We start from the raw sequence: 12,335 nt of genomic DNA, 5'->3' as shown, positions 1-12,335 counted from the left end.
TCAGGAGCGAAGGATGGCCGGTCGAAAGCCCTGGAAACGCTACGCCGGGCCGCGACGATTGGCCGTTTTTGCGGGCAGCCGAGACGCGCGACACCGCCCCGCCGGCGGTGTCGCGCCGCATGGCCCAATTCGAGGCGAAGCGCGGCGGCAAGCTCCCCCGGTGCAGGGCGCGCGTTCGAAGGTGACGGCCCGCTCGGCCAAGGAGCGGGCGGAGGTCAGCTTCAAGGGGGCTTCTTCAGCTACCGGCGGAGATAGCGCGCAGCGCGGGCTCCAGCCCGCTCGCCGTGGCGAGCAGCCTTTCGTCGGCGTCGCGCCCGGCGATCAGCATGGCGCTAAGAAGCGTGCCGTGCCGGCGATAGGGCAGGGCGATGCTGCAGCCATCGGCGATGTTGCCCAGCGTCGTGTTGCGCAGCGCCAGCAAGTTCAGGCGGTTGAACGCTTCATCCGCCTCAAGTTGCTCGGGCGTGGGCGGCAGGATCGCCACGGTCGGCAGCAAAAGGGCCTGACCCGCGAGGGCGTCGGAGAAAGCCCGGGCAAAGCCGGCCCGGCTGTTCAGCGTCCGGCGATAGGCCACGGCCGAAACCTCGTCGGCGCGGGCCATGCGGGCATGGACACGAGGGTCGAAGGTCTCGGCCTTCTCCCGGAAGGCGGTCTCGTGATGCGCCCGGCACTCGACGGCGGTGAGGTGCCATGGCGGGATGGCGGCCGCATCGTCCAAAAGCGGCAGCGGCGTCTCATCGATTTCGCAGCCGAGGTCGCGCAACCGGCCCAGAAGCGCCTCGAATCCCTCCGCGATCTCCGGGGCGAGATCGTCGAACCCGAAATTTCGCGCCACGCGCAGGCGCAGCGGCGCGGGCGCTGTTTCGGGGGCGTCGCGCCCGGCCATCACGCGCCATGTCGCAGCACAGCCCTCCACGTCGCGCGCCATCGGGCCGAGGCTGTCGAGGCTGTCCGAGAGCGGCACCGTGCCGTCGCGCGGCACGCTCGATTGGGTCGGCTTGAAACCGGTCAGCCCGCAGAAGGCGGCCGGGATGCGCAGCGAGCCGCCGGTGTCGCTGCCGATGGCGAGGTCGGCCAGCCCTGCCGCGACCGAGGCCGCGCCGCCCGAAGTCGAGCCGCCGGGAATGCGGCCGGGCCAGGCCGGGTTGTCGGCGGTGCCGTGATGGTCGTTCAGGCCGAGCCCGGAATAGGCCAGCTCGGACATCGCGGTGTGGCCGGTCAGCACCGCGCCAGCGGCGCGCAGCCGGGCGACGGCGGGGGCATCGGCACCGGCGGGCGGGCCTTCTTCGAGAAAGCGGGTGCCGGCATGAGTGATCTCTCCCGCCACGTCGTAAAGCCCCTTCACCGAGACCAGCGCTCCGGCCAGCGGGCCATCGGCGTTCTGCGCCCGCTCGGCATCGGTCCGGGCGCTTTCGGCGAAGACCGAGGTGTAGACGCCGCGCGGCCCGCCTTCGGGGCCGAGCCGATCGAGCAGCGCCGCGAGTCGCCGCGAAGCCGTCCCGGGGCTCCAGCCCGAGCCGCTCATGCCACCACCGGCAGCACGCGCATCGCGTATTCCGCGGTGATCGTGCGGCCCAGCACCGGGTCCGACAGGTGCATTCGGAACCGCTCGGCCGGACGCACCCCGCCGATCGCGCCGAGCGTGCCGCAAAGCATCGCACCGCCCTCGGCGAGACCGCCGTCACGGGCCAGGTCGGCCAGCGGGCGGATCGCGGCGAGCGTGCCCTTCTGGTAGCTCACCCATTCGCCGTTCTCGAGGATATCGGAGCCGAGCTCGATCCGGTCGAGATGCGCCTCCACCTCGTCGAAGGCCCAGAGCGCGCGGGCCACCGGCTTGGGGCAGACCTGCTTGGAATGGGCGACCGAATGCGCCTCGAGCGCCCGGTCGGTCTGGTCCGAGCCGAGACCGAGCCAGAGCCTTCCCTCGGCGTGCAGCAGCAGAGGCTCGGCCTCGCCCGAGCTGTCGCCGCCGAGCACGTCGATCCGCCCGGACTGGGTCAGAAGCTCCGGCCCGCAGCGGTAGTAGAGCGGCACCTGGCTTGGCGGCGCGACCCCGAGCTCGGCCAGCTCGGCGATGTGGTGATCGACGGCGGCGCGGTCGCGGCCGGTCCAGCCGGCGACGGTCAGCGCGGTGATCGTGATGTCGACGGGGCCGTCGGGGGTATCGAACTGCATTGGGCTTTCCTTGATGGTCAGAAGGTCGAGGGCAGGTAGAGCGCGAGCCAGGGCGCCACGATCAGCAGGCCGACCATGCCGAGCATCACCAGCGCATAGGGGATGCAGCCCACCATCACGTCGGTGAAGCGGCCCTTGCGTGCGGATTGCACCACGTAGAGGTTGAGGCCGACCGGCGGGGTGATCAGCGCCATCTCGACCAGGATGATCATCAGCACGCCGAACCAGATCTTGTCGTAGCCCAGCCCGACCACGATCGGCACGATGATCGGAATCGTCGCCACCATCAGCGACAGGGTCTCGATGAAGAAGCCCAGCACGATGTAGATCGCGATGATCACGAAGAGGGTGGCCAGCGGCGAGATGTCGAGCCCCTCGAGCATGTTCTGCAGCGCCCGGCTGACACCGGCAGCGGTGAGCACGTAGTTCAGGACATAGGCGCCGATCACCACCAGCATCACCATGGCCGAGGTCCGCACCGCGCCGCGCAGCGCGTCGCGCAGCATCGCGAGGTTCAGCGCCTTCTGCTGCGCCGCGATCAGCAGCGCGATGGCGACGCCGATCGCGGCGGCCTCGGTCGGCGTCGCCCAGCCGGCGTAGATCGAGCCGACGATGGCCACGAACAGCCCGAGGATCGGCAGCAGGTCGGCGAGGCTGGCGATACGCTGGCCCCAGCCGAAATGGGGGCGCGGGCCGCCGAGGCGCGGGTTGATCGCGCAGAGGATGACCGTCGCGGCCATGAAGGCCAGCGCCATCAGCAGGCCCGGGAGCAGCCCGGCGAGGAAGAGCTGCGGGATCGAGCTTTCGGTCAGGAAGCCATAGACGATCAGGTTGATCGAGGGCGGGATCAGGATGCCCAGCGTGCCGCCCGCGGCGATCGCGCCGGAGAACAATCGCTGGTCATAGCCCAGCCGCTCGGCCTGCGGCATCGCCACGGTGGCGACGGTGGCGGCGGTCGCCACCGACGAGCCGGATGTGGCGGAAAACAGGGTCGAGGTGGCGATGTTGGCGTGGATCAGCCCGCCGGGCAGCCACGAGACCCAGGTGTTGAGCGCCTCGTAGGTGCGCGCCGCGACGCCGCTGCGCACCAGGATCTCGCCCAGCAGCACGAAGAAGGGGATGGCGATCAGGGTGGCGCTGTTCGAGGACGACCAGACCACCTGCCCGAGACCGCGGATCAGCGGGAAGGGGCTGAAGAAGAGGTCGAGGCCGAAGCCCAGCAGGAACAGCACGATCCCGACCGGGATCGACAGCGCGAGCAGGCCCAGCAGACCTATGGCGGTGAAGGCGATCATGTCGCGGCCTCCGTTCCGGCGATGTCGCCGACGCTTTCAAAGCGGCCCTTGGCGGCGAGCGTCAGCGCGCCCGCGGCCAGCACCACGGCCGAGAGGGCAAACCAGCTCCAACCGGCCCACCAGATCGCCTGCGGGATCCAGAGCGGCGTCTCGAGAGCGGTATTGGCCCGCGCCCCGGTGCCGAGCGTCTTCTCCAGCACGTTCCAGCCATGCCAGGCGGTGACCAGCGCGACGCCGGCCAGCGACAGCAGGGCAAGGCAGTCGAGGGCGGCCCTGAAGCCGGGGCCGCCGCGCACGCGCAGCAGGTCGATGCGCACATGGGCGCGCTCGGTCAGGGCATAGCCGATGCCCCAGCTGGTCACCGCCGCCATGACATAGCCCGAGATCTCGTCAGTGCCGCCGATCGGCGCGCCGAAGCGGCGCGCCAGGATCTCGGCGAGGATCAGCGCGACGCAGGCCAGCAGCCCGAGCCCCGCGACCAGCGCGACGCCCTCGTTGATCCGGCCGAGCCATCGGATGATCCTCGCCATCGGTTCAGCCTCCGATCGTCACGCCGACCACCTGGCCGACGCTGTCGTTCCAGCGCTGGGCCCAGTCGTCGCCCGCGCGCGCGGCCCAGTCGGGCAGCACCTCGCCGACCAGCGCCTCGCGCGCGGTCTCGGTGTCTTCGGCGGTGGCCTCGACGAGTGTCATGTCACGCGCCTCGCCCGAGGGGCATTCGCCATTGCCGGTCAGGCAAGCGATGTCGTTCTCGAGCGCGTCCTGCGCGGCGTCCCAGGCGGGCTGCTGCAGCTTTTCGGCCACGGCCGTCTCGAGCTGCTGCTGCTGCGTCTCCGACAGCGCGTTCCACGTGTCCATGTTGATCGCGGTGACCACCGGGTCCCAGCCGCCGAGCGGCAGCGGCAGCAGGTGGGTGGACACCTCCCACCAACCGGCCGAGTAGCCGGAGCCCGCGCCGGTCACGGCGCAATCGACCACGCCGCGCTGCAGCGCGCCGGGCACCTCGCCGAAGCTGACATTGACGCCCTCGGCGCCAAGCGCCTCGAGCAGCTTGGCGGTCATCCGGCCCGAGGCGCGGACCTTCTTGCCCTCGAGATCGGCGAGGCCGGTGATCTCGCCGTTGCAGAACACGACCTGCGGCGGGTAGGGCGCGATGCCCAGCACCTTGGCGTTGAAGACGTCGGCATAGATGTCGTCGACCATCGGCCGGGCCGCCTCGACCATGGCGCGCGCGGTGGCCGCGTCCTCGGCCAGAAGCGGCACGTCGAGCGCCTCCAGCGCGGCGCTGTCGGCCACCGCGTAGTCGGCCACGGTCATGCCGACATCGAACACGCCGTCGCCCAGCATCCGGTACACGTCGCCGCCGTCGATCCCCATCTGGTCATGGGTGGTCAGCGTCGCGGTCAGCGCGCCGTCGGTGGCGGCGGGCAGGTCCTCGGTCCAGAACGGGGTCTCGTACTGCTTGTGCAGCGGCAGGCCGCTCCAGCTGCCGACGACGGCCAGTTCCTCGGCCTGTACTGCCGTGCCGCCCATGAGGGCCGCCGCCGTGCTCAGCGTAAGAAGGGTGCGGATCATTTCGTGGTTCTCCCTGTCATTGTTCGTTTCGTTCATGCGTGCCGTCATCGAGATCGGTGACCAGCATCGCGCCGGGCGCGTGGCTGATGCAGAGCGGCAGCCTCGCTGTCATCATGGCCACCTGCGGGGTAACCCCGCAGCCCCAGAACACCGGCAGCTCGTCGGCTTCGACAGGGACCGCGCTGCCCCAGTCGGGCTTGTCGATGTCGATGCCGATCTCTGCCGGATCGCCGACATGCAGCGGCGCGCCATGGGCCATCGGGTATCGCGCGCTCAAGGCCCGCACCTCGTCGATCCGGTCGCGATGGACCGGACGCATCGAAACCACGACGGCGCCGCTGAAAGGGCCGGCGGGGCGGGTCTCGATCGCGCTGCGATACATCGGCACGGTCACGTCGCGCTCGATGTGGCGCATCGCAAAACCGGCCCGCATCAGCGCCGATTCCATGGTGAAGGAGCAGCCGATCGCGAAACCCACCATGTCATCGCGCCACAGCTCCGAAATCTCCGGCACCCGGTCTGCCAGCATGCCGTCCCGGTAGACGTGATAGAGCGGCAGATCGCGGCGCAGATCGATGTCGTGCCCCAGCGCCGGCAGCGTCGGATCGCCCGTGGCGGTGCGGCCCGCCAGCGGGCAGGGCACCGGGTTCAGCGCGCAGAATTCCTCGAAATCGGCGGCATGCGCCGCCGGCATGATGGCGAGGTTGCATTGCAGACGGCCCGGGGCAAGGCCGGCGGTATGGCCCCTGTAGGCGTCGGCGCGGAACTGGCGACGCAGGGCGGCGGACTCGAGACGGATCAGGTCGGCGTGGCGGATCGTGTCTGGCATGGCACCTCTTTCTGCCCGACAGGCTAGACAAGGCACCCCTATAAAATCAAATCGCCATTTTCTTCAAAAGGTGATCAGGTTTATGGATCAGGGATCGAGGTTGAAAGGATCACGGCATGACGCTCGAACAGCTCAGGACCTTCCTGTGGGTTGCGCGGCTGGGCGGGGTGCGGCGGGCCGCGCAGCAGATGAACGTGTCCCAGCCCGCGATCTCGGCCCGGATCTCGGCGCTCGAAGACACGCTCGGGGTCGAGCTGTTCACCCGCGCGGCGCGCGGGGTGACGCCGACACGCGAAGGGGTGCTCCTGCGCAGCCATGCCGAGCAGATCATCGCCTCGGTGGAGCGGATCCGGGCCGAGATCGTGCCGCCGGAGAGGCTGTCCTCGCTGCTTCGGATCGGCGCGGCCGAAACCATCGTGCAGACCTGGCTGCCCGAGTTCCTGAGGCGGTTGGGCACGACCTATCCGCGCCTCAAGATCGAAATCACGGTCGACATCTCGCTCAACCTCCGCGAGGCGCTGCTCGACCGCGCCCTCGACCTGGCATTCCTGATGGGGCCGGTCTCGGAATACAGCGTCGACAACCTCGAACTGCCGCCGGTGCCGCTCGCCTGGTACCGACCGCTGGCGATGGAGGCGCCGGACCTGTCGAAGGTGCCGGTGATCACCTACAACCGCCAGTCGCGGCCGCATCGCCACCTGGCGGCGGAACTCCATGCGCGGCATGGCGGCACGGCGCAGATCTTCCCCTCGAACTCGCTATCCACCGCGATCGAGATGATCGCCGCGGGGCTCGGGGTGGGTGTCATTCCCGAATGCCTCGGGCGGCGCCACGTGACCGCCGGACGCATCGCCGAGTTCGATCCGGGTTGGCGTCCCGAAGCGCTGATGTTCTCGGCCTCCTATATCGGCAACGAGCAGGCATTGACCGGCGACGCTGCAAGGATCGCCCGCGACGTCGCCACCGGCTGGCGCTGAGCCGAATCGCGCGCGGAATTGCCGGAATGGCGGTGGTTCGAGGCTCCGCGTCGGGGCAGACCTACATGTCCCGGCACCTATGCGACCCTGCCGCGTGCTCTCGTCAGAGACAGGAAGACAGCCCGAGCGCCCGCTTGACCGGATCGGTCGAGCGGCGTTTCCGCGTGGGCGCAGCCACGGGGTGTTCCGTATGGTCGCCAATGGCCCCGCTCGATGATCTGCGCGGCCGCGCCCTGCATGTATTCGCTGCTGAACTTGCTGCGGCGCATCATGGCCTCCTTGTCTCAAGACCAGCGAAGAAAGCATTCACGAGACAGGGGACTATCGAGGTCGGCAGGGAGCCGCACTTGGACCGCGCCGCGTTGCAGGCGGGCCAGTTCGTCTCGCGCTGTGTCACAGCCGCGGGCGGCTGGAGCGCATGAGTCGATCCAGAGCGATTTGAGGCTCTGATTTCACTAGGTTTTTGGGAAAACCTGGCTGGGGTGGTAGGAGCCCCAGTGAATTTTTCACGATGCCCAAGGCACTGAATATTCTTTAGAAATTCGAGCGAGCGCTGCGTGTATGACGTCCCTGTAGGGTAGCCGTGAATCACTAAGCGTCAAGCGAACCGAGCAGATAAAGCAATGACTCTTCTAACATGCGGGCAGGTTTCCATGGCAATGCCGCCACCTCCTGAAGGGGAGGACCGCCACGATGCAGCGCACTGAAGGGGCCGCATGGCGGCTTCGTGTGTCACAGGGCAGAGAGGATCTCCTGCGGCGCTTGGCTGCGCCATACGGTCTGGTAGCTGTCAGCCACGTTGGCCTTCGTAACGGCAAGTCCGGGCAGGGCGATCCAACTCGGAACTGCGCGCCCCAAAAGAGAAAGGATCGTCGCTTCCGCGACGGCGACGCCCTGCCGGAACGGCTGCTGCGCGGCGATGCCTACAATGTGATTGTCCTGCGCCAGACATATCGCTGCATCGCGGCCAAGATCGACGGTGGTGACCGGCATGTCGTGCCCGACCGTATTCAGTGTGGCCACGGCTTCCATTGCCGGCGTATCCCAGACCACGAAGAGCCCTGCAAGGTCGGGGCTTTCCTCAATCATCGACAAAGTGGTTTCGCGAACCGCCCCTAGTGACGGGAAGCGGATCGTCCGCAGCTTCAGATCGGGGCGATTGGCCACTATCCAGCGCCCGAAGGCGATTTCGCGCTCATTCGTGGCGTAGAAGTCGACGCCGTAGGTCATCAGCCCTACCTCGCCGCCCTGCGCGATCCTGTCGGAGAGCAGCTTGGCGCCAATCAGCCCCAGACCGAAATTGTCGGCCGAGACGAGCGAGGTGTAATCCGCGCCCGGCAGCATGCCCGTAGGCACGTTGTCGTGCAGGATGAGCCGTATCCCGGCGCGGGACACCTGCCGATGCGCCTCGGCCACCGCGGCGTTCGCCACCGGGATCGAGATGATCGCGTCAAGCCCCTCGTGGCTCAGCCGTTCGAGCGCGGCGATCTGGGTCGCGGCCTGAAAGCCGCAATCGACGACCTCGCCAACGATGACGCCGCAGTCGCCCAAGGTCCCGGCGATCCCGGCGAGCTGCTGGCGGGACCAGTCGCTCTCGCCGGTATGGAGCACAACGGCCACCCGGAACCGCCTGTCACGCGCGGCGGTGACGTCGCTGGGCGTCAGGCTCAGCCGGCTCGGCGGCGCGGCGCGTTCGCCGTGGGGGCCCAGTCCGCTTATCGACATAATCCTTCGTCTTCCCTGTTCAGGTCATCATGCACCGGGCGGCGCGGCGGCTGCGGGGGGCGAAGCGGGCGCACCGATCGCCGCCGTGCCCATCTGGTCGAGCGCAGCCAAAAGCCTAGGCATCGCTGTCGGGGCGCCGTGGGTGACCCATTCGCGCAGGAAGCTCGGGTCGAACAACGCCTCGCTCACAACCTTGGCGGCTCCAACGAGCCCGGCAGAGCTGCCCATCCGCGAGGCACTTATCCGCAGGTCGCGTGTCACGAGGGGGTGCGATTCGCCATAGACAGCCTCGCGCACCGCGGCGAGGAGGATGTCGTTGGTCTGCGCGATCGAGCCGCTCAGCACAATCAGCGACGGGTTGAGCATGTTGGCAAGCGTGGCAACCAGTTGGCCGATTAGGTGACCGCTGCGCGACATGATCTCCATGCTGACTGAATCGCCGACCTGTGCGGCTTGACCGACTTCGATAGCAGTGATCTCGCCGCCCCGGTTCAGGATGTCGGCCAGCGCAGGGCTGGTGCCGGCCTGCGCGGCGGCGAGGCCGTCGCGGGCGATCATGTCGCTTCCGGCCAGCACGTCGAGCGAGGCGGTTCGGCCGCTCGCCGCCCGCGGCAGATGGCCGATCAACCCTGCCGCCCCTTGCGCGCCTCGATAGAGCTTGCCGTCGAAGACGAAGCTCGCGCCGATCCGCTTGCCAACCTTAATGAAGAGCATCTCATTGATGCCGGCGCCGGCGCCGGCATGCAGTTCGCCCATGGCCATCGTCTCGACGCTACTGCGCATCCAGACCGGCACGCTAAAGCGTCGAGCCAGCTGCTCGACCAGCGGAAAGCCCTCCCATGCGGGCAGGAATGTCGGCGTCGCTTGCAGGAAATCGTCGCCGGGCGACAACTGCACCGGGCCAGGCACCGAAATGCCTAGCCCCCAGAGCGGCGCCGAGTGTTCGTCCTTTGCGAGTAGCCATTCGAACAGCGTTCCGAGCCGCTCCGCCGTCGCTTCGGGCGGGGCGCTGAGATCCATCGCTTCGTGGTGTTCGGTAATCAGCCGGCCCGACAGGTCGGCGATACCGACGCCGAGCGCCGTCTGATCGAGCGTCGCCACGAGGATCCGCGCCCGGTTCGCATTGAACTGTACCAGCCGGGGCGCGCGGCCGCCGCTGGCCTCGGCCAGCGCGCTTTCATCGACCAGCTTGATCTCGCTGAGCGTTGCGAGCCGGTCGGCGACAATAGCGCGGCCCAGCTCGCTCTTGCGCTCCAGTTCCTGACGCGTGTGCGCGGCGCCGCTGCGCACGAGGTTGAGGATCGTGCCCAAGCTCTGCGCGGCGCCGTCGGCATTGCGAGGCCGCCCCTTGCCGCGCTTCGGCCGGCTCGTCTCGACCATGCCGCTGTCAGGCATCGGCTACCGCGCTGCGCCTGTTGGCGCGCCCCTCGGAGTCCCCCGATCCGCCCAAGGGCAGATCACTGTGTGATTCGATGCTTTTACTGGGCATCCCGCATCCAGTTTTGCCGATAGATCAGGAATACACGACACATTTCGACGTATCAACATTATGCTTATGCAGATAATCTGCAAAAGTATGCATGGTTATGCTGATAAAATATTGACTTAGGAGTTTTGCTCGCTTAATCCTGGATTAACGCAAGGGAAGGACGCGGCGGGGCGTGGCCTCCGCACTGGGCTGGAGGGCTCGGTCGCGACCCGGCGTCTGGGACGGCCCGATGGCCGAGGGAGATGAAAATGACGAGATGGAAGCTTGCCTATCAGGCGAATTGCTGGGGCCCACTTGGCGGCAACGCGGTCGGCGTGACCTCGGTCGCCGAGCTGACCTACCGCACCTTCGCCGACATGGACCGCGCCTTCGCGGATATCGCGGCGGCCGGCTATGAGGGGGTCGAGGTCTTCGATGGCAACCTTCTCGACCATTCCGTGGAGGCGTTTCGCACGTTGCTCGAGAAGCACCGGCTGTCGCTGGTCGCGGCCTATTCGGGTGGCAACTTCATCTTCGACGACATTCTTGAGGAAGAACTCGACCGCATCCGTCGCGTCGCCGACCGCACGGCCGAGATCGGCGCGCCGCATCTCGTCATCGGTGGCGGAGCCAAGCGGGCAGGGGGGGCGCGCGACGGCGATCACGCGAAGCTTGGTGCGGCGCTGGAGCGCATCGTGGGTATTGCCCGCGAGCGCGGACTCAAGGCACATTACCACCCCCACCTGACAACGATTGTCGAGGGCCCCGAGCAGGTGCGCCGGATCTTCGGCGAAACCTCGATCGATTTCTGTCCCGACACCGCGCATCTCGCCGCCGCCGGCGGCGATCCCGCGCAAATGATCCGCGAGCATCGCGAGCGGATCTCCTACGTCCATCTCAAGGGCTGGCAGCGCGAGCCTTTCGCCTTCACGCCGCTGGACCGCGGCGATCTCGATAACGGCTCGATCGTCGAGGCACTGCTCGAAACCGGCTACGACGGCTGGGTAACGGTCGAGCTGGACGCATGGGACGATCCCCGCGCCGGGGCGGAGGCAAGCCGCCGATATCTGGTGAAACGGCTGGAAACGGCCTGAACCGCAAGACGACCCGCGCGGACGAGAGGGTTCGCGCTCACAGGGAGGGAGACCCGAACATGACTATCATCAATAGCCTTGGCCGAGCCGCCGCCGCGGCCTTCGTGGCCGCCGGCGTGCTGGCTGCACCAGCGCTTGCCGATCCCGACGCGGCGCTCGCTGAGCTGCAATCCGAAGTGCTCTCCAAGGGGCCGAACGGCGAGACAGCGACCCCGGCCGCCGAGCTGTCGCTCTCGGACGAAGAACTTACCCAGATTAGGGACATGAACGCCACTGCCGCTATCGTGATGCATTATGGCGGCAATGACTGGTCGCGGGCGCAGGTCGAAGGGCTGCGGAACCGGTTCGACGAGATGGGGATCGAGGTGATCGCCGTCACGGATGCCGGCTTCAAGCCTGAGAAGCAGGTCGCGGACATTGAGACCGTTCTGGCGCAGCAGCCCGATATCATCGTCTCGGTGCCGACCGATCCTGCCGCGACGGCCTCGGCCTACAAGGCTGCCGCCGATGCGGGAGTGACTTTGGTCTTTATGGAGAACACCCCCCCGGGGCTGGAGGCCGGCACGGACTACGTCTCGGTCGTCTCGGCCGACAACTACGGCAACGGCGTCGCCTCGGCGCATCTGCTGGCCAAGGCGCTCGAGGGCGAGGGCAAGGTCGGGCTGGTCTACCACGCGGCCGACTTCTTCGTCACGCGGCAGCGTTACGACGCCTTCAAGGCGACGGTTGCGGAAGACTATCCCGGTATCGAAATTGTGGCCGAGCAGGGCATTGGCGGGCCGGATTTCACCGGTGACGCTGACAAGGTCGCCTCGGCGATGCTGACCTCGAACCCCGATCTCGACGCGATTTGGGCGGTCTGGGATGTGCCGGCCGAGGGCGTGATCTCGGCAGCGCGGGTCGCGGGGCGCGACGATCTGGTCATCACCACCATCGATCTGGGCGAGAACGTTGCGATTAACATGGCGCAGGGCGGCTTCGTCAAAGGCCTCGGAGCACAGCGGCCGTTCGATCAAGGCGTCGCCGAGGCGACGCTCGCGGGTTACGGCCTTCTGGACAAGGAGGCGCCCGCCTTCGTCGCACTGCCGGCGCTGCCGGTCACGCGCGAGACGCTGCTCGATGCCTGGCAGACGGTCTACCGTGCCGACGCCACGGCCAACATCCAGAACAGCATGAACTGATCGAGCGCGACGGGCA

At 67.9% G+C, this 12,335-nt stretch carries 11 protein-coding genes; 3 read left to right on the top strand and 8 right to left on the bottom strand.

From position 1 onward, the window contains the following. Positions 1–235: 235 nt before the first annotated feature. From CJ301_RS16310 to CJ301_RS16285, 6 genes are read right to left on the bottom strand one after another with little or no spacing between them, the layout of a single operon-like run. Positions 236–1,525 (bottom strand): amidase family protein, encoded by a 1,290-nt coding sequence (locus CJ301_RS16310; RefSeq protein ID WP_099278426.1) that lies wholly within the window; start codon positions 1,523–1,525, stop codon positions 236–238. Beyond that, positions 1,522–2,175, bottom strand: coding sequence for a DUF2848 domain-containing protein (locus CJ301_RS16305; RefSeq protein ID WP_099278425.1), 654 nt, complete (start codon positions 2,173–2,175; stop codon positions 1,522–1,524). Before CJ301_RS16305 ends, CJ301_RS16310 begins: the two co-directional genes overlap by 4 nt. Positions 2,176–2,192: 17 nt before the next feature. Further along, positions 2,193–3,470, bottom strand: coding sequence for a TRAP transporter large permease (locus CJ301_RS16300; RefSeq protein ID WP_099278424.1), 1,278 nt, complete (start codon positions 3,468–3,470; stop codon positions 2,193–2,195). Beyond that, positions 3,467–4,000: a TRAP transporter small permease subunit gene (locus CJ301_RS16295; protein ID WP_099278423.1), complete on the bottom strand. Its 534-nt coding sequence runs from the start codon at positions 3,998–4,000 to the stop codon at positions 3,467–3,469. The genes CJ301_RS16300 and CJ301_RS16295 overlap by 4 nt, the downstream gene beginning before the upstream one ends. 4 nt (positions 4,001–4,004) lie before the next feature. Then, positions 4,005–5,045 carry a TRAP transporter substrate-binding protein gene (locus CJ301_RS16290; RefSeq protein ID WP_099278422.1) on the bottom strand — a complete coding sequence of 347 codons (1,041 nt, stop codon included), beginning with the start codon at positions 5,043–5,045 and terminating at the stop codon, positions 4,005–4,007. Between the two features lie 16 nt (positions 5,046–5,061). Further along, positions 5,062–5,874, bottom strand: coding sequence for a putative hydro-lyase (locus tag CJ301_RS16285; RefSeq protein WP_099278421.1), 813 nt, complete (start codon positions 5,872–5,874; stop codon positions 5,062–5,064). Between the two features lie 116 nt (positions 5,875–5,990). Here CJ301_RS16285 and CJ301_RS16280 point away from each other — a divergent pair, with 116 nt between their 5' ends. Next, positions 5,991–6,851, top strand: a complete 861-nt coding sequence (locus CJ301_RS16280) for a LysR family transcriptional regulator (RefSeq protein WP_099278420.1) — start codon at positions 5,991–5,993, stop codon at positions 6,849–6,851. 732 nt (positions 6,852–7,583) lie between these two features. On the opposite strand, the gene CJ301_RS16275 is transcribed toward CJ301_RS16280, so the two are convergent. Further along, positions 7,584–8,576 carry a substrate-binding domain-containing protein gene (locus CJ301_RS16275; protein WP_099278419.1) on the bottom strand — a complete coding sequence of 331 codons (993 nt, stop codon included), beginning with the start codon at positions 8,574–8,576 and terminating at the stop codon, positions 7,584–7,586. Between the two features lie 27 nt (positions 8,577–8,603). Next, a complete protein-coding gene (locus CJ301_RS16270) occupies positions 8,604–9,956 on the bottom strand; it encodes an ROK family protein (protein ID WP_216823320.1) in 1,353 nt (450 codons plus the stop codon). A 357-nt stretch (positions 9,957–10,313) separates the two neighbouring features. On the opposite strand from CJ301_RS16270, the gene CJ301_RS16265 reads away from it, so the two are divergent. Then, positions 10,314–11,138 (top strand): sugar phosphate isomerase/epimerase family protein, encoded by an 825-nt coding sequence (locus CJ301_RS16265; RefSeq protein WP_099278417.1) that lies wholly within the window; start codon positions 10,314–10,316, stop codon positions 11,136–11,138. Further along, the gene (locus CJ301_RS16260; protein ID WP_216823319.1) at positions 11,069–12,319 is read left to right on the top strand and encodes a substrate-binding domain-containing protein; all 1,251 of its coding nucleotides are present in this window, start codon (positions 11,069–11,071) and stop codon (positions 12,317–12,319) included. Before CJ301_RS16265 ends, CJ301_RS16260 begins: the two co-directional genes overlap by 70 nt. Positions 12,320–12,335 lie beyond the last annotated feature (16 nt).

This window comes from Limimaricola cinnabarinus, assembly GCF_002723615.1.
In the GTDB taxonomy this organism is placed as follows: domain Bacteria; phylum Pseudomonadota; class Alphaproteobacteria; order Rhodobacterales; family Rhodobacteraceae; genus Limimaricola; species Limimaricola cinnabarinus_B.
Note: the sequence above shows the minus strand (reverse complement) of the source record. Positions and strands in the feature narration are given on the sequence as shown.

Bases quoted from the DNA above. Each gene is read 5' to 3' on its own strand.
- CJ301_RS16310 (WP_099278426.1), bottom strand. From the start codon at position 1,525: ATGAGCGGCTCGGGCTGGAGCCCCGGGACGGCTTCGCGGCGACTCGCG.
- CJ301_RS16305 (WP_099278425.1), bottom strand. From the start codon at position 2,175: ATGCAGTTCGATACCCCCGACGGCCCCGTCGACATCACGATCACCGCG.
- CJ301_RS16300 (WP_099278424.1), bottom strand. From the start codon at position 3,470: ATGATCGCCTTCACCGCCATAGGTCTGCTGGGCCTGCTCGCGCTGTCG.
- CJ301_RS16295 (WP_099278423.1), bottom strand. From the start codon at position 4,000: ATGGCGAGGATCATCCGATGGCTCGGCCGGATCAACGAGGGCGTCGCG.
- CJ301_RS16290 (WP_099278422.1), bottom strand. From the start codon at position 5,045: ATGATCCGCACCCTTCTTACGCTGAGCACGGCGGCGGCCCTCATGGGC.
- CJ301_RS16285 (WP_099278421.1), bottom strand. From the start codon at position 5,874: ATGCCAGACACGATCCGCCACGCCGACCTGATCCGTCTCGAGTCCGCC.
- CJ301_RS16280 (WP_099278420.1), top strand. From the start codon at position 5,991: ATGACGCTCGAACAGCTCAGGACCTTCCTGTGGGTTGCGCGGCTGGGC.
- CJ301_RS16275 (WP_099278419.1), bottom strand. From the start codon at position 8,576: ATGTCGATAAGCGGACTGGGCCCCCACGGCGAACGCGCCGCGCCGCCG.
- CJ301_RS16270 (WP_216823320.1), bottom strand. From the start codon at position 9,956: ATGGTCGAGACGAGCCGGCCGAAGCGCGGCAAGGGGCGGCCTCGCAAT.
- CJ301_RS16265 (WP_099278417.1), top strand. From the start codon at position 10,314: ATGACGAGATGGAAGCTTGCCTATCAGGCGAATTGCTGGGGCCCACTT.
- CJ301_RS16260 (WP_216823319.1), top strand. From the start codon at position 11,069: ATGGGACGATCCCCGCGCCGGGGCGGAGGCAAGCCGCCGATATCTGGT.